This window comes from Mycobacterium colombiense, from assembly GCF_001672755.1.
GTDB classification, from domain to species: domain Bacteria; phylum Actinomycetota; class Actinomycetes; order Mycobacteriales; family Mycobacteriaceae; genus Mycobacterium; species Mycobacterium colombiense_C.
On the sequence record NZ_LZKI01000002.1, the window covers coordinates 1 to 23,130 of the forward strand.

Annotated in this window: 16 protein-coding genes and 3 pseudogenes; 5 read left to right on the forward strand and 14 right to left on the reverse strand. The window is 69.7% G+C overall.

The features are described 5' to 3' along the window. Positions 1–16 precede the first annotated feature (16 nt). Positions 17–259 (forward strand): annotated as a pseudogene (locus A5708_RS25830) (aminotransferase class III-fold pyridoxal phosphate-dependent enzyme); the annotation flags it as partial. 46 nt (positions 260–305) lie between these two features. Here the strand turns inward: A5708_RS25830 and A5708_RS00015 are convergent. The 8 genes and pseudogenes from A5708_RS00015 to A5708_RS00050 all read right to left on the reverse strand — a co-directional run. Continuing rightward, positions 306–1,187 (reverse strand): annotated as a pseudogene (locus A5708_RS00015) (acetylornithine transaminase); the annotation flags it as partial. Continuing rightward, positions 1,175–2,113 carry an acetylglutamate kinase gene (gene argB, locus A5708_RS00020; protein ID WP_065026660.1) on the reverse strand — a complete coding sequence of 313 codons (939 nt, stop codon included), beginning with the start codon at positions 2,111–2,113 and terminating at the stop codon, positions 1,175–1,177. The gene argB and the pseudogene A5708_RS00015, both read right to left, overlap by 13 nt. Positions 2,114–2,159: 46 nt before the next feature. Further along, a complete protein-coding gene (gene argJ, locus A5708_RS00025) occupies positions 2,160–3,374 on the reverse strand; it encodes a bifunctional glutamate N-acetyltransferase/amino-acid acetyltransferase ArgJ (RefSeq protein ID WP_065026661.1) in 1,215 nt (404 codons plus the stop codon). Then, positions 3,371–4,430: pseudogene (gene argC / locus A5708_RS00030) on the reverse strand (N-acetyl-gamma-glutamyl-phosphate reductase). Before argC ends, argJ begins: the two are co-directional and overlap by 4 nt. A 30-nt stretch (positions 4,431–4,460) precedes the next feature. Continuing rightward, positions 4,461–6,956, reverse strand: a complete 2,496-nt coding sequence (pheT, locus tag A5708_RS00035) for a phenylalanine--tRNA ligase subunit beta (RefSeq protein WP_065026663.1) — start codon at positions 6,954–6,956, stop codon at positions 4,461–4,463. Further along, positions 6,956–7,999 (reverse strand): phenylalanine--tRNA ligase subunit alpha, encoded by a 1,044-nt coding sequence (gene pheS / locus A5708_RS00040; RefSeq protein ID WP_065026664.1) that lies wholly within the window; start codon positions 7,997–7,999, stop codon positions 6,956–6,958. The genes pheT and pheS overlap by 1 nt, the downstream gene beginning before the upstream one ends. 148 nt (positions 8,000–8,147) lie before the next feature. Beyond that, the gene (locus A5708_RS00045; protein ID WP_065026665.1) at positions 8,148–8,966 is read right to left on the reverse strand and encodes a rhomboid-like protein; all 819 of its coding nucleotides are present in this window, start codon (positions 8,964–8,966) and stop codon (positions 8,148–8,150) included. Positions 8,967–8,993: 27 nt separating this feature from the next. Next, on the reverse strand, positions 8,994–9,893 hold the full coding sequence (locus A5708_RS00050; protein WP_065026666.1) for an adenylate/guanylate cyclase domain-containing protein: 900 nt from the start codon (positions 9,891–9,893) through the stop codon (positions 8,994–8,996). 210 nt (positions 9,894–10,103) lie between these two features. On the opposite strand from A5708_RS00050, the gene A5708_RS00055 reads away from it, so the two are divergent. Beyond that, entirely contained in the window at positions 10,104–11,183 is a 1,080-nt protein-coding gene (locus tag A5708_RS00055; protein ID WP_065026667.1) for an oxygenase MpaB family protein, read from the forward strand. Here A5708_RS00055 and A5708_RS00060 read toward each other — a convergent pair. The 4 genes from A5708_RS00060 to infC all read right to left on the reverse strand — a co-directional run bounded on the left by A5708_RS00060 (position 11,170) and on the right by infC (position 13,335). Continuing rightward, a complete protein-coding gene (locus tag A5708_RS00060; RefSeq protein ID WP_065026680.1) occupies positions 11,170–11,970 on the reverse strand; it encodes a TrmH family RNA methyltransferase in 801 nt (266 codons plus the stop codon). The genes A5708_RS00055 and A5708_RS00060 overlap by 14 nt on opposite strands. A gap of 24 nt (positions 11,971–11,994) precedes the next feature. Beyond that, complete coding sequence (rplT, locus tag A5708_RS00065) at positions 11,995–12,390, reverse strand: 50S ribosomal protein L20 (RefSeq protein ID WP_007776071.1); 396 nt, start codon at positions 12,388–12,390, stop codon at positions 11,995–11,997. An 81-nt stretch (positions 12,391–12,471) separates the two neighbouring features. Continuing rightward, complete coding sequence (gene rpmI / locus A5708_RS00070; RefSeq protein ID WP_065026668.1) at positions 12,472–12,666, reverse strand: 50S ribosomal protein L35; 195 nt, start codon at positions 12,664–12,666, stop codon at positions 12,472–12,474. A gap of 63 nt (positions 12,667–12,729) precedes the next feature. Next, positions 12,730–13,335: a translation initiation factor IF-3 gene (infC, locus tag A5708_RS00075; protein ID WP_081292761.1), complete on the reverse strand. Its 606-nt coding sequence runs from the start codon at positions 13,333–13,335 to the stop codon at positions 12,730–12,732. A 457-nt stretch (positions 13,336–13,792) separates the two neighbouring features. Between infC and lysX the strand changes: the two genes are divergently transcribed. From lysX to A5708_RS00090, 3 genes are all read left to right on the forward strand, one after another. Then, entirely contained in the window at positions 13,793–17,128 is a 3,336-nt protein-coding gene (gene lysX, locus A5708_RS00080; protein WP_419538286.1) for a bifunctional lysylphosphatidylglycerol synthetase/lysine--tRNA ligase LysX, read from the forward strand. Between the two features lie 73 nt (positions 17,129–17,201). Beyond that, positions 17,202–18,686 (forward strand): alpha/beta hydrolase, encoded by a 1,485-nt coding sequence (locus A5708_RS00085; RefSeq protein WP_196772479.1) that lies wholly within the window; start codon positions 17,202–17,204, stop codon positions 18,684–18,686. Between the two features lie 5 nt (positions 18,687–18,691). Continuing rightward, entirely contained in the window at positions 18,692–19,111 is a 420-nt protein-coding gene (locus tag A5708_RS00090; protein ID WP_196772480.1) for a DUF6653 family protein, read from the forward strand. Here A5708_RS00090 and A5708_RS00095 read toward each other — a convergent pair. Both A5708_RS00095 and A5708_RS00100 read right to left on the reverse strand, forming a co-directional pair. Beyond that, the gene (locus A5708_RS00095) at positions 19,108–20,985 is read right to left on the reverse strand and encodes a putative bifunctional diguanylate cyclase/phosphodiesterase (RefSeq protein ID WP_065026671.1); all 1,878 of its coding nucleotides are present in this window, start codon (positions 20,983–20,985) and stop codon (positions 19,108–19,110) included. The two genes, A5708_RS00090 and A5708_RS00095, sit on opposite strands and share 4 nt — an antisense overlap. A gap of 6 nt (positions 20,986–20,991) precedes the next feature. Further along, positions 20,992–23,112 (reverse strand): Rv1355c family protein, encoded by a 2,121-nt coding sequence (locus tag A5708_RS00100; RefSeq protein WP_065026672.1) that lies wholly within the window; start codon positions 23,110–23,112, stop codon positions 20,992–20,994. Between the last annotated feature and the right edge of the window lie 18 nt (positions 23,113–23,130).

The window sequence follows — 23,130 nt, forward strand, 5'->3', positions numbered from 1 at the left end:
GCCGGCCGCCGACCTGATGACACCCGGCCTGCACGGCAGCACCTTCGGCGGCAACCCCGTCTGCGCGGCGGCGGCGCTGGCGGTGCTGCGGGTGCTGGCCGAGCAGAACCTGGTCCGGCACGCGGAGGTGCTGGGCAAGTCGCTGCGCCACGGCATCGAGGCGCTGGGCCATCCGCTGATCGACCACGTGCGCGGCCGCGGGCTGCTGTGCGGCGTGGCGCTCACCGCGCCGCGCGCCAAGGACGCCGAAGCGGTCGCCCGCCGGGCCGGGTTCCTGGTGAACGCCGCCGCACCCGACGTCATCCGGCTGGCGCCGCCGCCGCGCAGACGGGGTTGCCGCCGAAGGTGCTGCCGTGCAGGCCGGGTGTCATCAGGTCGGCGGCCGGCCCGACGGCCAGGCAGGCGCCGATGGGCAGGCCGCCGCCCAGCCCCTTGGCCAGCGTCACGACGTCGGGGGTGATGCCGTCCTGCTGGTGGGCGAAAAACGTTCCGGTGCGGCCCATCCCGGTCTGCACCTCGTCGAGCACCAGCAGCGCCCCGTGCCGCGCGGTGATGTCGCGGGCGGCGACGAGGTATCCCTCGGGCGGGACGACGACGCCGCTCTCCCCCATGATCGGTTCCAGGAACACCGCGGCGGTGGCGTCGTCGACCACCGCGGCCAGGGCGTCGGTGTCGCCGTAGGGCACGTGCGTGACGTCGCCGGGCAGCGGCGCGAACGGCGCCTGCTTGCTGGGCTGGCCGGTCAACGCCAGCGATCCCATGGTGCGGCCGTGGAAAGCCTCTTGTGCGGCAACCAGTTTGGTGCGTCCGGTGAGCCGCGACAGCTTGAACGCCACCTCGTTGGCCTCGGTGCCGGAGTTGCAGAAAAACACCCGCGCCGGGTAATCGGCGCCGAGCAGGTTTACCAGTTCTTCGGCCAGCGCGAGGCCGGGTTCGGTGGCATACAGGTTGGACGTGTGGCCCAGCGTCGACATCTGGTGGGTGACTGCCTCGATGATCGCGGGGTGGCGGTGACCCAGGACGTTGACCGCGATGCCGCCGAGCAGGTCGAGATACGTCTTGCCGTCCACGTCGGTGACCACGGCGCCGTCGCCGCTGGCCAAGGCCATCGGCGGGGTGCCGTAGTTGTTCATCATCACGGCTTCCCACCGCTGCTTGATGGCATCCGTGCCGGTCACGCGTTCCACCTGCGCCGCTCCTCCTCATCGCTGCGCTCTGCATCGTCGCCGGCGCGCACCACCTTGGTTCCGGTGCCCTCGTCGGTGAAAAGCTCGACCAGCACGCAGTGTTCGACCCGCCCGTCGATGACGTGCGCGCTCGGCACGCCCGCGGTCACCGCCCGCAGACAGGCTTCGACTTTGGGAATCATGCCGGCCTCCAGCGTGGGTAGCAGTTGTGACAGTGTGGCGGTGTCGATTTCGCTGACCAGCGAACCGCGGTCCGGCCAGCTCGTGTACAGGCCCTCGACATCGGTGAGCATCAACAGCTTTTCGGCGTTCAGCGCCTCGGCCAGCGCCGCCGCGGCGGTGTCGGCGTTGATGTTGTGCACCACGCCCTCGGCGTCCGGGGCCAGCGTCGACACCACCGGAATGCGCCGTGCGGCAATCAGATCCAGCACCGCGGCGGTGTTCACCCGTTCGACGTCGCCAACCAGGCCGATGTCGGTGGCCACCCCGTCCACGGTCACGCTGCGCCGCACGGCGGTGAACAGCTGGGCGTCCTCGCCGGTGATGCCGACGGCATACGGCCCGTGCGCGTTGATCAGGTTGACCAGCTCGCGGCCGACCTGGCCGAACAACACCATCCGCGCCACGTCGAGCACTTCCGGTGTGGTGACCCGGAATCCGCCCTTGAAGTCGCCCGGGATGCCGAGCCGGCGCAGCATCGCGGTGATCTGCGGGCCGCCGCCGTGCACGACGACGGGATGGACGCCGCAGTTGCGCAGGAACGCCATGTCGGCGGCGAACGCGTGACGTAGCGTGTCGTCGGTCATGGCGTTGCCGCCGTACTTGATGACGACGATCTTGCCGTGCAGCTGCTTGAGCCAGGGCAGGGCTTCGGCGAGCACCTGCGCCTTGACCGCGGTCGACAGCGCTTCCGTAGCGGAGCTCATGCGCGCCGCTCCTCATCACTTCGTTCTGCATCGTCGCCGGCGCGGCTCATGAGCTGTAGGCCGAATTCTCTTCGACGTAACCGTGCGACAGATCGGTGGTCCGGATGGTCACCCGGCCGTCGCCGAGCCCCAGGTCGACGGTGATGTCGATGTCGGCTTCGGAGAGGTCCACCTCGCGCGCGCCCGGCGCCCCCGCCCCGTCGGCGAAGACCGCAAAGCCGTTGAACGACACCGTGATCCGGTCGGGGTCCAAGGCGATGGGTGCGATGCCGACGGCGGCGAGCACCCGGCCCCAGTTGGGGTCCGAGCCGAACACCGCCGTCTTGACCAGCGAGTCGCGGGCGATCGTCCGGGCGGCGACCAGGGCGTCGTCCTCGGAGGCCGCCCCCTGCACGGTGACGTTGACCCGCTTGGTGACGCCCTCGGCGTCGGCCTGCAGCTGGGCGCACAGGTCGTCGCAGACCCGCAGCACTGCCTCGTCGAGCTCGTCCTGGCCGGGCGCGATGCCGCTGGCCCCCGAGGCCAGCAGCAGCACCGTGTCGTTGGTCGAGCAGGCGCCGTCGATGTCGAGCCGGTCGAAGGTGCGGGCGCTGGCGCGCCGCAGCGCGGAGTCCAGGGCGGCGGCGTCGGCGGCCGCGTCGGTGGTGAGCACGCAGAGCATCGTTGCCAGCGACGGGGCGAGCATGCCGGCGCCCTTGGCCATCCCGCCGACCGTCCAGTTGCCCGGATGATGCAGCGCAACCTGTTTGGGCACGGTGTCGGTGGTCATGATCGCCTGGGCCGCCTCGTCGCCGCCGGACAGGCCGCCGGCCATGTCCTGCACGATCGTGCGCACCCCGGCGAGCACCTTGTCCATCGGCAAGCGGTCACCGATCAACCCGGTCGAGCACACCGCGACCTCGATGGCGCCGGTCTCGGTTCCCCAGTCCGACAACGCGGTCGCGACGGCCTCGGCGGTGGCGTGCGTGTCCTGGAACCCGCCGGGTCCGGTGCAGGCGTTGGCGCCGCCGGAGTTGAGAATCACTGCGCGCAGCGCGCCGGTGCTCAGCACCTGCTGGCTCCACAGCACCGGCGCGGCCTTGACCTTGTTGCGGGTGAACACCCCGGCCGCCGCGTAGTCGGGTCCCTCGTTGAAGACCAGGGCCAGGTCGCGATTGCCGGAGGCCTTGATCCCGGCGGCGATGCCGGCGGCCCGGAATCCGGCAGGCGCGGTGACGCCCTGCTCGCGCAGCAACCGCGCTTGCGCGGCGGTGGACGTCATGGCGCCACCCCGATCACCGAAAGGCCTTCGGTCTCCGGCCAACCCAGCGCCAGGTTCATCGACTGCACAGCGGCGCCGGCCGTTCCCTTGACCAGGTTGTCGATCGCGGCGATCGCCACGAAGGTGCTCGCCGCCTCGTCCACCGCGACGGCGATGTGCGCCGCGTTGCTGCCGATCACCGCCCCGGTGCGGGGCAGTTGCCCGCCGGGCAGCAGGTAGATGAAAGGTTCTGCGTGGTAAGCCTTTTCGTAGGCTTCCCGCAGCCGCGACAGCGGCGCGCGGGTGCGCGCGGTGCAGGTCGCCAGGATGCCGCGCGACGTCGGGATGAGCACCGGGGTGAACGACACGGTGACGTCGCGGCCGGTGACGGCGCCCAGGCCCTGGGCGATCTCGGGGGTGTGCCGGTGCGCCCCGGCGATGTTGTAGGCCCGCGCCGAGCCGATCACCTCCGCGCCCAGCAGGTCGGTCTTCGCGGCGCGGCCGGCCCCCGAGGTGCCGCTGACGGCAACCACGGTGACGGCCGGTTCGATCAGGTCCTCGGCCACCGCGGGCAGCAGCGCCAGCAGCGCCGCGGTCGGGTAGCAGCCCGGAACCGCGATGCGGCGGGCGCCGCGCAACCGCTCGCGCGCGCCGGGCAGCTCCGGTAGCCCGTACGGCCAGCTGCCCGCGTGCGGCGATCCGTAGAACCGCTCCCACGTGCCGGCGTCGGTGAGCCGGAAGTCGGCGCCGCAGTCGATGATCAAGGTGTCGGGGCCGAGCTGTTCGGCCAGCGCGGCCGAATGACCGTGTGGCAGCGCCAGGAACACCACGTCGTGGCCGGCGAGCACGTCGAGCTCGGTCGGCTCGACCACGCGCTGGGCCAGCGGCGTCAGGTGCGGGTGGTGCTCACCGAGCGTGCTGCCGGCGCTGGCGGCCGCGGTCACCGCGCCGATCGTCAGGCGTCCGTGCGCGTAGGCCGGGTGCCCGAGCAGCAGGCGTAGGATTTCACCGCCCGCGTAGCCGCTGGCACCGGCAACCGCCACCTTCATTCCGTCGGCCATTCCGCCGATTCTGCATGGTTATGCAGTGGTTTGCAAATCCATTCCACTAGGCGCGGAGCTCCGCGCCGACCGCCTCGGCGGCGCGGCGGACCGCCGCGTCGCGGGCCGCGGTGGCGTCGTCCTCGGTGAGCGTGCGATCGGGGGCGCGGAACCGCAGCGCGAAGGTCAGCGACTTGCGGTCCTCGCCGATCTGCGGGCCGGTGAACACGTCGAACAGTTGCAGGTCTTCGAGCAGTTCCCCCGCACCCTCGCGGACGGCGTCGGCCACCTCCTGGGCCGGCACGTGCGCGGCCACCACCAGGCTGACGTCCTGGAAGACGGCCGGGAACGGCGACACCCGGGGCGCGGGCAGCGCCGTGGCGAGGGGCATCGCGTCGAGGTTCAGCTCGAGGGCGCAGGTGCCCTTGGGCAATCCGGAGCGCTCGATCACCGCGGGATGCAGCTGGCCCGCGTAACCCACCGGGGTGTCCCCGACGAGCACTTCGGCACACCGCCCGGGATGCCACGGCAGCTGCTGCGCCGCGCGCAACCGCACGTCGATTCCGCTCGCGCGGGCGATGATGCGGACCGCCTCGAAGGCGTCGGCGGCCTCGGCCCGGCGGCCCGGGCCCCAGGGTCCGCGGCGTTCGCGCAGGCCGGTCAGCACCGCCGCGACGTGCTGCGGCTGACGCGGCAACGACGCGTCGAGCACGGCGATCTCGGCGTCGGTGGGCCGGCGGTCGACCGCGATGAGTTCCACGGCGCGGGTGTCCGCCGTCGGGTGGACCACCTGCGCCAGGGCGTACAGCGATACGTCGACCAGGCCACGAGAGACGTTGCGCACCAACGCTTCCAGCAAGGCGGGCAGCAGCGTGGTGGCCAGGTGCGGGCGGTCGGCCTCCAGCGGGTTGAGCACGTCGGTGGTGGTGCGCCGCGGGTCGTCGGCCGGCAGGCCCCACAGGTCGAACACGCCCGCCGGCAAGAACGGCGTCGGCAGGATCTCGACGTAGCCGGAAAGGGCCAGGGACTTGCCGATGGCGCGGCGCCGCTTCTGCACGGCGGACAGGCCCCGGCCGGCCGGCGCCGGCGGCAGCACCGACGGGATGACCTCCAGCCCCTCCAGGCGCAGCACCTCCTCGACGAGGTCGGCGGGCTGCACGAGGTCGGGCCGCCAGCTGGGTGGGGTCACCGTCAGCGTGTCGCCGCGCTCCGCCACATCGGCGCCGATCTGGGCGAGCCGCCTGGCCGTCGTGCCCGGGGCGTAGTCCACGCCGGCGACGCGATCCGGCAGGTCCACGGGGATCTCGATGGCGGGCATCGACCAGTCGTCGCGCGGCGGCTCGCCGCGCCAGTCGGTCAGACCGTCGGAGACCACTCCACCGGCGATGTCGGCGAGCAGCGTGGCGCATCGGTCCAGCGCGGCCACCGAGATGGCCGGATCCACGCCCCGCTCGTAGCGGCGGGCGGCTTCGCTGGGCAGGTGCAGCCTGCGCTGGGTGCGCGAGACGGCGGCGGGATCCCAGACCGCGGCCTCGAGCAGCACGTCGGTCGAATCGGCGCGCACCTCGGTGCTCGCCGCGCCCATCACGCCGCCGATCGCGGTGGTCGCCGTGTCGTCGACGATGAGGACGTCGGCCGGCTCGAGTTTGCGCTCGACGTCGTCGAGCGTCACCACGGTCTCGCCGGGCCGGGCGAACCGCACGCCGAAGCTTCCGGTGATCCGCTTGCGGTCGTGCGCATGCATGGGGTGACCGAGCTCGAGCATCACGTAGTTCGTCACGTCGACCGCCGGGGAGGCCGCGCGGATACCGGACAACAGCAGCCGGCGCTGCAGCCACCACGGCGACACGGCCGCGGGGTCGATGCCGGTGACCGGACGGAGAGCGAAGCGCCGCACACCGGTGCCGGGCTGCACGGTCAGGGGCCACGCCTCGCCGTTGACCGGCAGCGCCTTGATCACCTGGCCGCCGGCGGGGTCAACGAAGTCCAGGTCGTAGGCGCAGGCGATCTCGCGGGCCAGGCCGCGCAGCGACATGCAGTAGCCGCGGTCGGGCGTGATCGCCAGGTGGAAGATCACGTCGTCCAGGCCCAGCACCGCGGCGCCGTCGGCGCCCGGGTCGGCGGTGCCCGGCGGCAGCACCAGGATCCCCGAATGGTCGGCGCCCAATCCGAGTTCCGCCGCCGAGCAGATCATGCCGTCGGAGGTGCGGCCGTAGGTCTTGCGGGCGGCGATCTTGAAGTTGCCCGGCAGCGTGGTGCCGGGCAGCGCCGCGACGATCAGATCACCCACGACGAAGTTAGTTGCGCCGCAGACGATCTCACGGTCCTTGCCCTCGCCGACGTCGACGTGGCAGAACCGGATCGGCTTTTTGAATTCGGTGAGTTCTTCGATCGCGGTGACCCGGCCCACGGTCAGCGGGCCCTCGACCGGCCCGAGGGTGGCGATCTCCTCGACCTCGTGGCCGATGCGCACCAGCGCCTGCTCGAGCTCTTCGGGGGCGACGTCCCAGTCCGGCGCGCCGACGGCCACGATCTCACGTAGCCAGCTGTACGGAACGCGCATCAGGCACCCACCCCGAACGGTAGCGAGAACCGGACGTCGCCCTCGACCATGTCGCGCATGTCCGGAATCCCGTTGCGGAACTGCAGCGTTCGCTCCAGGCCCATGCCGAAGGCGAAGCCGGAGTAGACGGCCGGGTCAATCCCCGCGGCGCGCAACACGTTTGGATGCACCATCCCGCAGCCGCCCCATTCCACCCAGCCGGCGCCGCCCTTCTTGCCGACGAACCATACGTCGACCTCGGCGGACGGCTCGGTGAACGGGAAGAAGTGGGGCCGGATCCGGGTGCGGGCCTCGGGGCCGAACTCGGCGCGCGCGAACGCGTCCAGCGTCCCGCGCAGGTGCGCCATCGTCAGGCCGCGGTCCACCGCCAGGCCCTCGACCTGGTGGAACACCGGCGTGTGGGTGGCGTCGAGTTCGTCGGTGCGAAACGTACGGCCGATCGAGATGATGTAGACGGGCAGCTCGCGCGCGAGCAGGGTGCGCACCTGCACCGGTGAGGTGTGGGTGCGCAGCAGCTGCCGGGAGCCGTCCGGCGCGATGTAGAAGGTGTCCTGCTCGCTGCGGGCGGGGTGGTCGGCCGGGAAGTTCAGCGCGTCGAAGTTGAACTGCTCGGCCTCGACCTCGGGGCCGTCGGCCAGTTCCCAACCCATGGCGATGAAGGTGTCGGCGATGTGTTCGGCCAGGATCGTGATCGGGTGCCGGGCGCCGGTCGGCTGCCGGGTAGACGGCAGCGTGACGTCGATGCCTTCGGCGACCAGCACAGCGGCGTCGCGCTCCGCGCGCAGCACCGCGAGCCGGTCGTCGTAGTCCCGCTGCGCCTCGGTGCGGGCGGCGTTGACCCGCTTGCCGGCCTCGGCCCGCTCGTCCTTGGGGACGACGCCCAGCGCCTGGCGCGCCAGGGCCAGCGGTGAGCGGTCGCCGAGGTGCTCGGTCTTGACGCGTGCCAGGGTGTCGAGATCGCCGGCGCGCGTGAAAGCCTCCCGGGCGGCGCTGACCGCTCGGGCCAGGGCTTCCGGCGACAGGTCGACGGGTAGATCACCCACGCGGCGACACTCTCCTTGCTTCAAGGTTGGCGGCAGGTTGCCCGGAGGCAAGTGCTGATCATAGTGATTCGGCGCGTGGCGCCCGGCGGGCGCGTGGCAGTTGAGCGGCCAGGGGCCGCGCGAGCAGAGTGGCCGACGCGAAGGGGGCTCAGCCGGCGACGGCCGGCCGCGGGTCGGCCAGCGTGTCCTCACCGTCGAGCGGCAGGGCAGGCAGGCCGCGACCGCCGGCGAACTTCGCCAGCTTGTAGGCGACGAAGGCACCCACGAGGCCGAACACCGGCGTCGCCGCCAGGGTGCCCCAGTGGTGGGCCAGCATCAGGAAGCCGAAGCCCGCGGAGGCCGCCAGCATCAGGTACCGCGCCGGCGTCCAGTGGATCGGCTGCCGGAACCGGGCGGAGACCAGCACGCCCAGGATGACGGCGACGGTGTGGCCGGCGTCGGTGAAGTCGCCGCCGATGATCGCCGAAGCGATGCCCGCCGACACCCACCAGCCGACCCAGGCGGCCCGCCAGCGCGACGGGATCACCGCCGTCATCGCGCCGAGTACGGCCAGCGCGCCGTAGCTCATGCCGACGTCGCTGGCCCGGGTGATGGACACGGGTAGCCAGCCGAACTCGACCGACGCTGCCAGGGCTGCGGCCACCAGCAGCGTTGCGCCGATGTGGCCGACCAGGAAGGCGACCACCAACCGAATGGTGCGCAGATGCAGCTCGGCCAGCGCCAGCAAGCAGGTCAGGAAGGGCAGCCAGAAGTAGAGCGGGCCGGCGTCGACCACCAGCGCGCTGCCCAGCAGCGTGCCCAAATGGCCATGGGCCAGGTTGTGCACGTTAGTGCTGGCGCGCTGAACGATGACGTCGTGTGCGTGGGGGCCGAGAAAAAGGATGGCGCAACTGATGGCAAGCAGCAGCGCTGCATACCCGAGAGTGAATTGGACCCGGGCGAGCCGGGACACGATGCCCCCTAACATTGGCATCCATTATGGCTGCGGTTTCGCCTAGGTTGTGTCATCAGGGCCTGACAACTCCTTAAGAGTCTTGAGGCGATATATCGCCAAATCGTCGGGAATGCCGGCGGGCTTCGCCCCGAAAACCGGCTTCCTCGTGCGTTTGGCCTCGACGCCCAACGCGTCCAACTCGCTTTGCGGTATGAGATCTAACGTTGAACTCGACACCATGATTCCACCCTTGGTGGCTCTTTCCATAACTCGTGCGGCGATATTCACATCGACACCGAGCCAGTCCGCCGCCAGCCGCTGCGGCCGCCCGGTGTGAATGCCGACCCGCATCCGGGGCGTATGACCCGCGACCTCGACCGATTTCAGCGCCTCCTTGGCGGCCAGCACGGCCCGCACGGCGACCGTCGGATCGCCGAACACGGCCATCAGGCCGTCGCCCATTCGTTTGACGATGTGCCCGCCGGCGTCGAGCAGGGGTGGCTCCAGCGCCCGTGCCACCTGGCGCAGCAGCGCGAGGGCCGCGTCGTCGCCGGCCTGCAGGGACCACGTCGAGAAGCCGACCAGGTCGGTGAAGACCAGCGTCACCTCCGCGTTGGCCGGCCGCCGGGACACCCCCTCGGTCAGCGCCTGCCACACCTGCAGCACCCCGAGGCTCACCTCGCGTGACACCGCGTCGCGGTCCCCCAGCAGCCGATCCGCGGCGCGCGCCGCGGCGCGCGGACCGCCGTCGCCCGCCGTGGACAGCGGATCGCCGAACTCGGGGTCGCCGGGCAGCATCTTGCGCGCGCGCCGGATCAACGCAACCGCCCCGGGGCTGCGATTGCGGCCGTGCAGCCATTGAGTCGCGCTGTGCAATGGAGAACGTTGCGTAACCGATTGCGATTGCGCTTCGGTCTCTTCGGGCTCACCCGGGTCCAGATCGCGACGCGCGAGTTCCACCTGGCCAGGTTATTTGTTTTCGTTCCGGGCAGGCAACGACAGTCCGAGACGGTTCTGCCGGATGTGTCACATCTCGCACCGAACCAGCTGATCACGGTGGCGCCACACCGATGTGGAAGCTCGATAACACCCGCGCGGACACATCGCCGAAATCGTAGACAACGTGCGTTGTCAAAGTTATCGTGAGCCCTATCGGAGCAGGAGGCCGCGATGACTGGCACTGTGCACGCTTGCGGGAGCGAATCCGCGGACCCGCTCGGACCAGATTCCCTGACCTGGAAGTATTTTGGCGATCTGCGCACCGGAATGATGGGTGTGTGGATCGGGGCGATCCAGAACATGTACCCCGAACTCGGGGCGGCCGTCGAGGAGCATTCGATCCTGCTGCGGGAGCCGCTGCAGCGGGTGGCCCGGTCGGTCTACCCGATCATGGGCGTGGTCTACGACGGCGACCGGGCGTCGCAGACCGGCCGGCAGATCACCAGCTACCACCACACCATCAAGGGCACCGACGCCGCCGGGCGGCGCTATCACGCGCTCAACCCGGAGACCTTCTACTGGGCGCATGCCACGTTTTTCATGCTGATCGTCAAGGTGGCCGAGTACTTCTGCGGCGGCCTGACCGAGGCCGAGAAGCGGCAGCTGTTCGCCGAGCATGTGCAGTGGTACCGGATGTACGGGATGAGCATGCGGCCGGTGCCCGAAACGTGGGAGGACTTCCAGGAGTACTGGGAGCGCACCGGCCGCGACACCCTGGAAATCAACCGGGCGACGCTCGACATCTTCCAGATGCGAATCCCGAAGCCGAAGTTCGTGTTGATGCCGACCCCCATCTGGGACCAGATCTTCAAGCCGCTGGTCGCCGGCCAGCGCTGGATCGCGACGGGGCTCTTCGAGCCCGCGGTGCGCGAGAAGGCCGGAATGCGTTGGACACCGGGCGACGAGGTGTTGCTGCGGTTGTTCGGCAAGGTCGTCGAGCTGGCTTTCCTGGCGGTGCCCGACGAGATCCGGCTGCACCCGCGCGCGCTGGCCGCCTACCGCCGCGCCGAGGGGCGGCTGCCCAGCGATGCGCCGCTGGTCGAGGCGCCGCCGTTCATGGCGCCGCCGCGCGACCGCCGCGGGCTGCCGATGCATTACTTTCCGCCGACGCCCAGGTCGCCGCTGGATCCCGCGCTGCAGCCCGCCCGGGCCCTGATGGAACGCGCCGGATCCCTGGTGCACACGACGCTGTCGCTGGCCGGCCTGCGCGCGGGCCGCGGCAGGCCGAAGCGGCCGGCTACGGCCGCGTAGGAAGGCTCAGCGCCCGCGCGCTCTGATACAGACAGATGGCCGCGGCCGACGCCACGTTGAGGCTCTCCGCTCCGCCGGCCATGGGGATGCGCATGCGGTGGTCGGCCGCCGCCGCGATTTCGGTTGGCAGACCGTGTGATTCGGGGCCGAACAGCCAAGCCGTCGGTGCGCCGAGCAGGTCGGTGGCCTCGTCGAGCCGCGTCTCACCGTCCACGGTGGTGGCGAGCAGCTGCAGGCCCGCGGCGCGCAACGCGTCGACGGCGGCGAGCGTGTCCGGCGCGACGACGACCGGGACCGAGAAGATGCTGCCGGCCGACGCGCGCAGGCATTTGCCGTTGTACGGGTCGACGCTGTGGCCGCCGAGGATCACTCCGGCCGCGCCCATCGCATCGGCGAGGCGAATGAGGGTGCCCGCGTTGCCCGGCTCGCTGATCTCGACGGCGACCGCGACCAGCGCGGGCGAGCCGGCCAGCACATCCTGCAGGTCGGTCTGCGGCGTTTCGCACACCGCGACCAGTCCGGCCGGGGTGACGGTGTCGGACAGCGCTTTTGCCGCGCGCTCGGTGACCGGGTGCGCCGGGCATCCCGCGGATGCCAAAGTCGCCAGCAGCGACGCATGACGCTGCTGGGCGACTTCGGTGACGAAGGCGTCGCGAACCAGGCCGCGGCGGGCGGCGGCCTCCACCAGGTTGGGGCCTTCGGCGAGGAATAGGCCGGTCCGCCGGCGGCCGACGTGGCGGTGCAACTTGACCGCCGCGGCGACCCTGGCCGAACGTTCGGTCAGCACCTGGCCGGTCCGCACGGTCTCTGGTTAGGCCGCTTCTCCGGAATCCGAGGGAGCGTTGACGTCCTCGGGCAGTGCCGCCCGCGCGATGTCGACCAGCGCCGTGAAGGCGGCCGGGTCGGCGATCGCGATGTCGGACAGGTTCTTACGGTCCACTTCCACACCGGCGGCCTTGAGGCCCTGAATCAGCCGGTTGTAGGTGATGTCGTTGGCGCGCGCCGCCGCGTTGATCCGCGAGATCCACAGTTTGCGGAACTCGCCCTTGCGCGCACGACGGTCGCGGTAGGCGTAGTTCAGCGAATGAAGTTGCTGCTCTTTGGCCTTGCGGTAGAGCCGGGATCGCTGGCCGCGATAGCCCTTCGAGGCCTTCAGGATGCTGCGCCTCTTCTTGTGGGCGTTGACCGCCCGCTTCACGCGTGCCATTGGATGTTCCTACTCTCGTTCAAAATTAGTTGGGTCGGGTCGCCGTGCCAGCTCGCGATGCGGGTCTGGCCGGCGCGGTGGTCAGCCGTTCAGCAGGCTGTTGACGCGCTTGGTGTCGTTGGCCGACACCGTGGTTCGGCCGTCGAGGCGCCGGGTCCGCTTCGAAGGCTTGTGCTCGAGCAGGTGCCGGCGGTTGGTCTGCTGGCGGACGATCTTGCCGGTTCCGGTGCGCCGGAACCGCTTTGACGCGCCGCTGTGGGGCTTGGCTTTGGGCATGTTTCCTCTGTTCTATGAAGTGCTCGAGTGCTGAGTACTCGAGCACTTGATGCTGTCTAACGGTCAGTTCGACGAAGGTTCGGCTTCGGCGGACGCATCCTCCGATGCCGCGCCGCCCCCGGGTCCTTCCGGATGCCGCGCCTTGGCGCGAGTCTTCGCGCCGCGATGCGGTGCCAGCACCATCGTCATGTTGCGGCCGTCCTGCTTGGCGGACGTTTCGACGAAGCCGTACTCGGCGACGTCCGCACCCAGGCGCTGGAGCAACCGATAGCCCAGCTCGGGCCGCGACTGCTCACGTCCGCGGAACATGATGGTGACCTTCACCTTCGATCCCGCTTCCAGGAAGCGGATGACGTGACCCTTTTTGGTCTCGTAGTCGTGATCGTCGATCTTGGGTCGCAGCTTTTGTTCTTTGACGACGGTCTGCTGCTGGTTCCGGCGGGATTCGCGCGCCTTTTGCGCCGCTTCGTATTTGAACTTGCCGTAGTCCATGATCTTGCAGACCGGCGGCCTGGCGTTCGGGGCAACTTCGACAAGGTCGAGATCGGCGTCCGCAGCGACGCGCAGTGCGTCTTCGATGCGCACTATGCCTACCTGCTCTCCCCCTGGGCCGATCAATCGGACTTCAGGTACGCGAATGCGCTCGTTGACGCGGGTCTCAGTGCTGATGGGGCCTCCCTTGTTGGGCTTCTCTATGTCTTGCGGTGACGGCCGGTCGGGTCGGTCCGGGAAGCAGCGGCGGAGACACCACACCACTAGCAAAAAAGCCCTGCACAAGCAGGGCCCAATGCCGACCGATCGCGGCTGGAAACCAATCGAGCCGCCCGCGTTGCCCGCGGAACAGGCATCCGCGATGCCTGTGACCGGACCGCTGAACCTTGGAAGATCCGCTCAGGGATTTCGTCGGCGCGCGGTGGGAGTGGGACTCCACTTAACTGTTCCTGGCATTCGCCGGGATGGTCGCAGCCGCAAGTTTAGCAGCCTTGAGGTGGCTTTTAGCACTTCGGCCGGGCGACCGCACTGCGACGGGGCTCGGCGCGGCCCGAAATGCGGTCCCAAACTCGTGCCCGCCACACTTAGCGCTTCGACAAGCTTTTCACGGATTGAGGGCATATCCTCGCGGTCTGTGACACTCGCATCTCCTCGTTCGGGGCCGCGTTTGGGGCCCGGCAGTCGGTCGAACTCGCGGTATCGCTGGGTGCCGGCGGCGGCCGGATGGACTGTGGGCGTCATCGCCACCGTGTCGCTGCTCGGGAGCGTGTCCCCGCTGATCAGGTATCTGATCAAGGTCCCCCGCGAGTTCATCAACAACTATCTGTTCAACTTCCCGGACACCAGCATCGCGTGGTCGTTCATTCTGGCCCTGCTGGCCGCGGCGCTGACCGCGCGCAAGCGCATCGCCTGGCTGCTGTTGCTGGCCAACATGATCCTGGCCGCCGCGCTGAACGCCGCCGACATCGCTGCGGGCGACAACACCGCCGCCGAGGTCTTCGGCGAAAACCTCGGGTTCGCCGTACACGTCGTGGCGATCGTCCTGCTGGTGCTGGCCTACCGGGAGTTCTGGGCCAAGGTCCGCAAGGGTGCGCTGGTCAAGGCGGCCGCGGTGCTCGTCGCCGGCGACGTGGTGGGGATCCTGGTGTCCTGGGGGCTGGTCGAGTTGTTCCCGGGAACGCTGGCCCGCCCGGACCGCCTCCCGTATGTGGCCAACCGGGTGGTCGGGTTCGCTCTGGCGGACCCGGACCTGTTCACCGGCCGGCCGCACGTGTTCCTCAACGCGATCTTCGGGTTGTTCGGTGCGCTGGCGCTGATCCTGGCGACGATCGTGCTCTTCCAGTCCCAACGCGCCGAGAATGCGCTGACCGGCGAGGACGAATCGGCGATCCGCGGGCTGCTCGAGTTGTACGGCAAGAACGACTCGCTGGGCTACTTCGCCACCCGCCGCGACAAGTCGGTGGTGTTCGCCCAGAGCGGCCGCGCCGCCATCACCTACCGGGTCGAGATCGGCGTGTGCCTGGCCAGCGGCGACCCGATCGGTGATCCCCGGGCCTGGGGCCAAGCCGTCGACGCCTGGCTGGGTCTGTGCCAGACCTACGGCTGGGCGCCCGGCGTGATGGGCGCCAGCACGCAGGGCGCGCGGGCCTACCGCGAGGGCGGCCTTAACGCGCTCGAACTCGGCGACGAGGCCATCCTGCGGACTTCCGATTTCAAGCTGTCCGGCCCCGACATGCGCGGGGTCCGTCAGGCCGTGACCCGGGCCCGCCGGGCTGGGCTGACCGTGCGGATCCGGCGGCACCGCGACATCGCTGCCGACGAGATGGCCGACACCATCGCCCGCGCCGACGCCTGGCGGGATACCCAGACCGAGCGCGGGTTTTCCATGGCGCTGGGCCGGCTCGGCGACCCCGCCGACGGGGACTGCCTGCTGGTCGAAGCGCTGGACCGGGACGGCAGCGTCGTGGCGATGCTGTCGCTGGTTCCGTGGGGCACCACCGGCGTTTCCCTGGACCTGATGCGCCGTTCGCCGCAGTCCCCCAACGGCACCATCGAGCTGATGGTCAGCGACCTGGCGCTCAACGCCGAAGCCCTTGGCATCACCCGCATTTCACTGAACTTTGCGATGTTCCGCTCGGCGTTCGAACAGGGCGCCCAGCTCGGCGCCGGTCCCGTCGCCCGGCTGTGGCGGGGGCTGTTGCTGTTTTTCTCGCGGTGGTGGCAGCTGGAAACGCTGTACCGCTCGAACATGAAGTACCAGCCCGACTGGGTGCCGCGGTACGCCTGCTACGAGGACGCCCGCCTGATCCCGCGGGTCGGCGTCGCCTCGGCCCTCGCCGAGGGATTCCTGGTGTTGCCGTTCGGCCGGCGCAAGACGCACACCGGCCACTACCCCGCCGTCCCGCCGCGACTGGCGGAATCCGGACTGCTGCACCACGACGGCAGCGCCCCGGACGTCAGCGGGCTGCGGGAGCGCCGCGAGACCGCCGACGAGGAGGAGACCAGATCTCGGCTGCCCGAACAGGTGCGGGTGCGGCTGGCCAAGCTCAAGATATTGCAGCGCAACGGCGTCGACGCGTATCCGGTCGGAACTCCGCCCAGCCACACCGTCGCCAACGCGCTCGATGCGGACGACAGGGACACCATCACCGTCTCGGGCCGGATTTTGCGGATCCGCGACTACGGCGGCGTGCTGTTCGCCCAGCTGCGTGACTGGTCGGGGGAAATGCAAGTGCTGCTGGACAATTCGCAGCTGCAGCGCGGACGAACCGCCGACTTCACCGCGGCCATCGACCTGGGCGACCTGGTCGAGGTGTCCGGGCACATGGGCTTCTCCAAGAAGGGAAGCCGCTCGCTGATCGTCGCCGACTGGCGGATGATCGGAAAGTGCCTGCGGCCGTTGCCGAACAAGTGGAAGGGGCTGACCGACCCGGAGGCGCGGGTGCGGACCCGCTACGTCGACCTGGCCGTCAACCCCGAGTCGCGCGAGTTGATCAAGGCGCGCAGCGAGGTGTTGCGCTCGGTCAGGCAGACGCTGTTCGCCAAGGACTTCATCGAGGTCGAGACCCCGATCCTGCAGCAGATCCACGGTGGAGCCACCGCCCGGCCCTTCGTCACGCACATCAACACCTACGACCTGGACCTGTTCCTGCGCATCGCGCCGGAGCTCTACCTGAAGCGGCTGTGCGTCGGCGGCGTGGAGCGGGTGTTCGAATTGGGCCGGGCCTTCCGCAACGAGGGTGTGGATTTCAGCCACAACCCGGAATTCACCCTGCTGGAGGCCTACCAGGCCCACGCCGACTACAGGGTATGGATCGACGGATGCCGCGAGCTCATCCAGAACGCCGCCCAGGCCGCGCACGGCGAGCAGATCGTGATGCGGCAGGGCACCGACGGCCGGCTGGAACCGGTTGACATCTCCGGGGTCTGGACCGTCAAGACCGTCCATGACGCCGTGTCCGAGGCGCTCGGCGAGCACATCGACCCCGCGACGTCGCTGTCCGCCCTGCGCAAGCTGTCCGACGCCGCGCACGTCCCCTATCGGGCGCACTGGGATGCGGGCGCGGTGGTGCTGGAGCTGTACGAGCACCTGGTCGAGGATCGGACCGAGGAGCCGACCTTCTATATCGACTTCCCGACCTCGGTGTCGCCGCTGACGCGGCCGCACCGCAGCGAGCCGGGCGTCGCCGAGCGGTGGGACCTGGTGGCGTGGGGCGTCGAGCTGGCCACCGCCTACAGCGAGCTCACCGATCCGGTCGAGCAGCGCCGCCGGCTGCAGGAGCAGTCGCTGTTAGCTGCCGGCGGGGATCCCGAGGCGATGGAGCTCGACGAAGACTTCCTGCAGGCGATGGAATACGCGATGCCGCCCACCGGTGGCCTGGGCATGGGCATCGATCGGCTCGTCATGCTCATAACGGGCCGCAGTATCCGCGAAACATTGCCATTTCCGCTGGCCAAGCCGCATAGCTGAGGCCGCGACCGTCCAGAAAGCCCAGAGCGAACATTAGGTGAATGTGTTCCAGGCGGGTTACCAATAGATCACAATGAGTCACGTGACAGCCTCGATGGACAGCGCTCCCGCGCAGTTCCTGGCAAGTAGCCACACCTCGCTGATGCATGGCTGGGTGCCCGCGACGATCCAGGTACTCGCCGCGGTGGTGCTGACGTTGGCGGTCGGCTGGCGGTCGCGCCGCTGGCGCACGGTGTGGATGCCGGCGGCCGCGCTGGCCGGCGGGGTGGCGGCGTACCTGACGCACTGGTACATCGTCGACCGGGGGCTCTCCGACGACCCCGCCCCGCCCGCCCTGTGGCTCTGGGTCACGCTGACGGGCATGGCGGCGGCGGTGCTGGTGCTGGGCTGGACCACCGCGCGCCGCTGGCGGCGCGGCGCCGCGGTGCTTGCCGTGCCCCTGTGCCTGCTCAGCACGGCGCTGACGCTCAACCTCTGGGTGGGCTACTTCCCCACCGTGCAGTCGGCGTGGAGCCAGCTGACGTCGGGCCCGCTGCCCGATCAAACCGATCGGGCCACCGTTACCGCGATGGCCGCCAACCGAATCCGGCCGGCGCACGGCACCGTGGTGCCGGTGGCGATCCCCTCGGACGGGTCGCACTTCAAACACCGCGGCGAGCTGGTCTACCTGCCGCCCGAATGGTTCGCGACCACCCCACCCCCGCCGCTGCCGACCGTGATGATGATCGGCGGGCAGTTCAACACGCCGGCCGACTGGACCCGGGCGGGCAACGCGGTCAAGACGATCGACGACTTCGCCGCCGCGCACGACGGCAAGGCGCCGGTGCTGGTGTTCGTGGATTCCGGCGGCGCGTTCAACAACGACACCGAATGCGTCAACGGGGTCCGGGGCAACGCGGCCGACCACCTGACCAAAGATGTTGTGCCATTCATGATTTCGAGTTTCGGCGTCAGCGCGCAGCGGGCCAACTGGGGCGTCGCGGGCTGGTCGATGGGCGGGACCTGCGCCGTGGATCTGACCGTTATGCACCCCGACATGTTCAGCGCGTTCGTCGACGTCGCCGGCGATTTCTTCCCGAACGCAGGCAGCAAGGCCCAATCCATCGCCAGGCTGTTCGGCGGAAACGCCGACGCCTGGGCGGCTTTCGATCCGACCACGGTGATCAACCGACACGGCCCTTATCGCGACGTGGCCGGCTGGTTCGCGATCTCGTCCGACGGCCCGCCCACCCCACGCCGCGACCTGCAGCTGACCGACAGCGGCGCCATCCGGCTCGCCGGACGCGAGGCGGCCGCCAATCCCGGCAATCAGAGCGCCGCCGCCTACTCGCTGTGTGCGCTCGGCCGTTCCGAGGGAATCGACTGCGCGGTGGTGCCGCAGCCCGGCAAGCACGACTGGCCATTCGCGGACCGCGCGTTCGCGGCCTCGCTGCCCTGGCTCGCCGGGGAGCTCGGCACCCCGGGAATTCCGCGGACGCCGTTGCCCGCCGCGTCCGCGCCCATTGCCGGTGCCCCGGTGGTCGTCCCGGCCGAGCGTTCCAACTCCGCCAGGCGATAGCGACCGTGCTGTCCGTCGCGCGGGTTCGGCGCGCCGTCTTCGCGCGGCACTGCCATCCGTTCAGCGCATGGAGCCGGTGGGCCAGCACGCCACTGATCCTGATCCCGGTCTGGACGCGACGACGGGCGCACGCGGTGTGGATTGCGTTGTGGCTGGCCGTGAATCCCGTGGTATTCGGCAAGCCGGCGCATCACCGCGCATGGTCGACGCGGGCGATGCTGGGCGAAGAGCTGTGGATCAGCGGTCGGCCCCGCGACGCGGCGGTGCTGGTCAGCTCGGCGACGTCGGCGGCCGCGCTGGTGGCGCTGGTCGCCGCGCGCCGGCATCGGCTGCGCCCGGCGGTGATCGCCGTCGCGGTGCAGATGGCGCTGACGCTGGTCTACTGGCAACAGATGGTCCGGTATTTCGACCGTCGATCGCGCTAGCGGGCTCGCGGCTCCGCTCGGTCGATCCGGACCGGAACCGAGCCCTCGGCCAGCAGCCGCCGGGTCTCCTCCGCGGGAATGGGTTGGCAGAACAGGAAACCCTGTGCGCGCGAACAACCTTCGTTGAGAAGCACGCAGGCCGCGCTTTCGGACTCGACGCCTTCGGCGACGACGTCCAGGCCGAGCGCCTGGGCCAGGCCGATGATCGCCCGCACGATGGCGCGGTCGTCGGCGGAGGTGGCGAGATCCAGCACGAAGCCGCGGTCGATTTTCAGCGTGCCCACCGGCAGCGTCCGCAGCAGACCCATCCCGCTGAACCCGGTGCCGAAATCGTCGATGGCGATATTGATCCCGAGTTCGGTGAGGCCCAGCAGCGTGCTGCGGGTGTTCACCAGGTCCTGGATGAGCAGGCTTTCGGTGACTTCCAGCCCGATCGACGAGCCGTCGAGGCCGAACTTCTCCAGCGTGCGGGCAACGGTGTTGACCAGGTCGTGCGCGACGAGCTGGGCCGGTGAGACGTTGACGCGCAGCATGATGTCGCGCCCCACGCCCTGTGCCCGCCACTGCGCCAGGTGAGCGCACGCCGCATTCAGCATCCAGTTGCCGAGTTCCGCAGCGAGATTGATGGATTCGGCCACCGGAACGAATTCGTCCGGATGAAGCAGGCCCCGGGTGGGATGCTGCCAGCGCACCAACGCCTCGACCGCCAGGATCTTTCCGGACGGCATGTCGACCTCGGGCAGGTACGCGACGGTGAGCGCATCCGATTCGATCCCGGCCTGCAGGTGCAGCTCGATGTCGTTGCGCAGTTCGCGACGGGTGAGCATCTCGGCGGAGAACACCCCGATGCTGTCTCCCCCGCTGCCCTTGGCCGCGATCAGCGCTTCGTCGGCACGCCGCAGTAGATCCAGGCTCGAGTCCGTCCCGGGCGCACCCGTTGCGACGCCGACGCTCACGGTGCGATTGAGGACCACCCCGTCGATGGTCACGTGGTCCTTGACCTGGGTTCGCAACGACTCGGCAAGTCGTTGGGCGGCCTCGAGATCCATCGCCGGTGCGGGGACGACGACGAATTTGTCGCCGCCGAGCCGGGCGATCATGCCCGTTCCCTGCATGGCCTCGGTGGTCCGGGCGGCGAAGTCACAAATGAACTGGTCACCGGCGGCGTGGCCGAGGTAGTCGTTGATCGCCTTGAGCCGGTCGAGGTTGAAGACCAGCACGGCGACCGGGCCCGACCGCCCTTCGACGACGCGAGAGTTCAGATGCGCCAACAGGGTTCGACGGTTGGGTAGGGCCGTCAGGTCATCGTGCTCGGCTTGGTAGTGCAGCCGGTCCTCGACGATCAAACGGGCCTGCACCTGGGCGAACATGGTGGCGACCACCGTGAGCGTATTCAGCTCATCCTGCGTCCACGCCCGATCACCATACTTCACGAAACCCAGCGCGCCGGTGGTGACGTCCCCGGAGAGCAGCGGGACCGACGACAGGGAGATCGCCGGAATGCCGCTCGCCTCCGAGATGGTGCGCTGGTAGTCCTCGTTGGCGGATTCGGGACGCAGCACGATCGGTTCTTTGGCGTGTTCGCACATGGCGAAGATGGGGTCGGCGTCGGCGAAGTAGATCGTGTGCAGCGGATCGGGGTCGGGTATGTCCGGGCGCGGCGGCCATTCGGCCACCAGGACGGTGGCGTGGATGTGGTGGTCGTTGTAGCGCAGGAAACTCACGTCCACGTCGAGGATCGCCACCAATTCGGCCAGTATCTCCGTGCTGATATCTGCCGCGGTGGCCGAGGTTGCGCCCATCAGCTTGGTCGCCACGGACGTGACGATGGTGGCCAGAGTCTTTGGCGCAGCGCCGTTTTCGCTGTTCTCCATGTCCGCTTAGCCTTGCGCGCGCAGACTGTCGCGCAGCGAGCGGCGCCTTGCCGGTACCGACGGCGCCGGACCGGACACCAGGCGCAGCACCAGGATTTCGTGCTCACCGGCACCGAGCCCGGCGCGAGCCCGGACGGCGCCCTGCAGCCCTTTGAGTTCCTCGGCGTAAGTGGGCGACAGGGTCTGGAAGTCGTTGTCGTCGTGCGCGTACAGGAACACTGGCGACACCGGATGCACGCCGAAGCCGCTGCGTTCGGCGCCGATCCAGAGTGCCTCCAGCGCGGCGCCCCCGCGGGCGTAATCGGTGAGCGCGGAACCCGTCACGGTGACCACCGCCAGTGCCGCGCTGGCCGTGACTCGCTGGCGGGTGACGTCGCCCAGCACCCCACCGGCATCCCAGCGCGCCAGCTCGACCATGACATCGGGGCGCCGGACGAGTTCCAGGGCCGCCAACTCACCGGCATCCAGTTCCAGGGCACGGACATCGATTCCTGTCTCCGGTGACGGGTCAGCCGGAAAACGTAGCTCCGACACCATTTCCGCGTGCAGGCGAGGGGTCAGATAACGGATGCGGTCGGCTTCGGCCAGTATGCCTGAGACGGCGACGATTTGGTCGCGATCGGTGATGAGTCGCAGCCGCGCGCCCTCAGCGGCCGTGGCGGCCGCCAGACGCTCGGCGGTTTCCGGCGGGACCGCGACGGCACAACCCGGGTGGCGATTTGTTTGCCGGGCCAGCATCGCCCGGTACTGCTGCGCCAGTTCGGGGTCGTCACCGTCGCCCCACCGCATCTCGCCGTGCAGCGCGGTGGACGGGTGGTCGTCACGAAAGCTGACCGGGCCCAGCGCGCCGTGTGCGGCCGCCGCGACGCGCGCGTTGAACATGGCCGCGCCCAGCGCGACCGCGCTGGCCCGAAATTCGACGTCCATGGTCGCCGAATCCTCGGCGGCCAGCAGCAGCTGAATCGAGGTGTCGTCCATGGCGATCCGCCACGGCTGGACGTTGCCGCCGGAAGGGGCGCGGATCGCCGCGCTCGCAACGGCTTCGGCGATCCCGGCTTTCGTTGCGCCCGGCGCGGAGACTCCGGCGACGTCATCGGCCGGTGCAGGTAAGGCGGCATCGCCCGCCGCGGGCGGGACGAGACCGTCGAGCGCGCTCGCGATGTCGATCTGGACCCGGCCGGACCGCAGCGGCTCGCCCAGCCCGATCCGGCGCACCGCCTCGGCCACCGCGGCGGCACCTACCCAGATGTCGCCGGCCAGCTGAGGCCACCCGCGCAACGTCTGTCCGACCTCTACCAGCGAGGCCGCCCCACGCGCCGACAATTGCCGAGCGTCCAAAAGGCGCAACAGGTATGGCAGCTTGTCCCGGGTCGACAATCCGCTCAGCGCCGTCGTGTCCATGTCGCTCAGCAACCCGTGCATCACCGAGGGCTGCGGCCGCATGTCGAAGCGCTCCACATCGAGTAGACCCCGATCGCTGGTGGCCATGAGCACCGGGATGCCACGCTTGCGGGCCGCCTCGCGCAGCAAGACCTTGATGTCCAGCGAATCCGCTTGGTCGATCAGCACATCCAGTCCGTCCAGAAACTCGTCGACGAGTTCGGCGGTCACCTCGGAGGTGAACACCTCCAGCCTCAGGTACGGATCGAGTTCCGCGATCCGCCGTGCGGCGACGGTGGCTTTGTTGAGGCCGAGATCGAGCACCGTCGCCGGGACCCGATTCAGATTGGACAGCTCCAGCGTGTCACCGTCGGCCAATCGCAATGCGCCGCAAAGCCCTTGCGCCGCCAGACAGTACGCGATCGCGTGACCTGAGCTGAGGCCGACGATGCCGATGCGCAGGCGTTGCAGCCGCTCCTGCTCGGCGGAGGTGATCAGATGCCGGTTGCGGTCTAGCCGGGCCGCAGCAAACGCCCGCGGGCCGGCGATCCGCACAACGGCATTGCGCCACGGGAAGTGTGCCCACCGGCCGCCGGCGTCCGCGTCCGCCGAATCGGGGCCTGACCGGTCGATGAAGTCGATACCCGGTGTCGCTCTGAGCCGTTCCAGTACCTCGCGGTCCGCGGGGATCTCGTCAGCGAGAACCACTGCACCGCCGGCCTCGTGGCGCTCGTAGCTATGGCCCATCCAACTCCCAACGGCGTA

Bases quoted from the DNA above. Each gene is read 5' to 3' on its own strand.
- A5708_RS00095 (WP_065026671.1), bottom strand. From the start codon at position 20,985: ATGGAGAACAGCGAAAACGGCGCTGCGCCAAAGACTCTGGCCACCATC.
- A5708_RS00085 (WP_196772479.1), top strand. From the start codon at position 17,202: ATGAGTCACGTGACAGCCTCGATGGACAGCGCTCCCGCGCAGTTCCTG.
- rpmI (WP_065026668.1), bottom strand. From the start codon at position 12,666: ATGCCCAAAGCCAAGCCCCACAGCGGCGCGTCAAAGCGGTTCCGGCGC.
- rplT (WP_007776071.1), bottom strand. From the start codon at position 12,390: ATGGCACGCGTGAAGCGGGCGGTCAACGCCCACAAGAAGAGGCGCAGC.
- A5708_RS00055 (WP_065026667.1), top strand. From the start codon at position 10,104: ATGACTGGCACTGTGCACGCTTGCGGGAGCGAATCCGCGGACCCGCTC.
- A5708_RS00045 (WP_065026665.1), bottom strand. From the start codon at position 8,966: ATGTTAGGGGGCATCGTGTCCCGGCTCGCCCGGGTCCAATTCACTCTC.
- argJ (WP_065026661.1), bottom strand. From the start codon at position 3,374: ATGACGTCCACCGCCGCGCAAGCGCGGTTGCTGCGCGAGCAGGGCGTC.
- argB (WP_065026660.1), bottom strand. From the start codon at position 2,113: ATGAGCTCCGCTACGGAAGCGCTGTCGACCGCGGTCAAGGCGCAGGTG.
- A5708_RS00100 (WP_065026672.1), bottom strand. From the start codon at position 23,112: ATGGGCCATAGCTACGAGCGCCACGAGGCCGGCGGTGCAGTGGTTCTC.
- pheT (WP_065026663.1), bottom strand. From the start codon at position 6,956: ATGCGCGTTCCGTACAGCTGGCTACGTGAGATCGTGGCCGTCGGCGCG.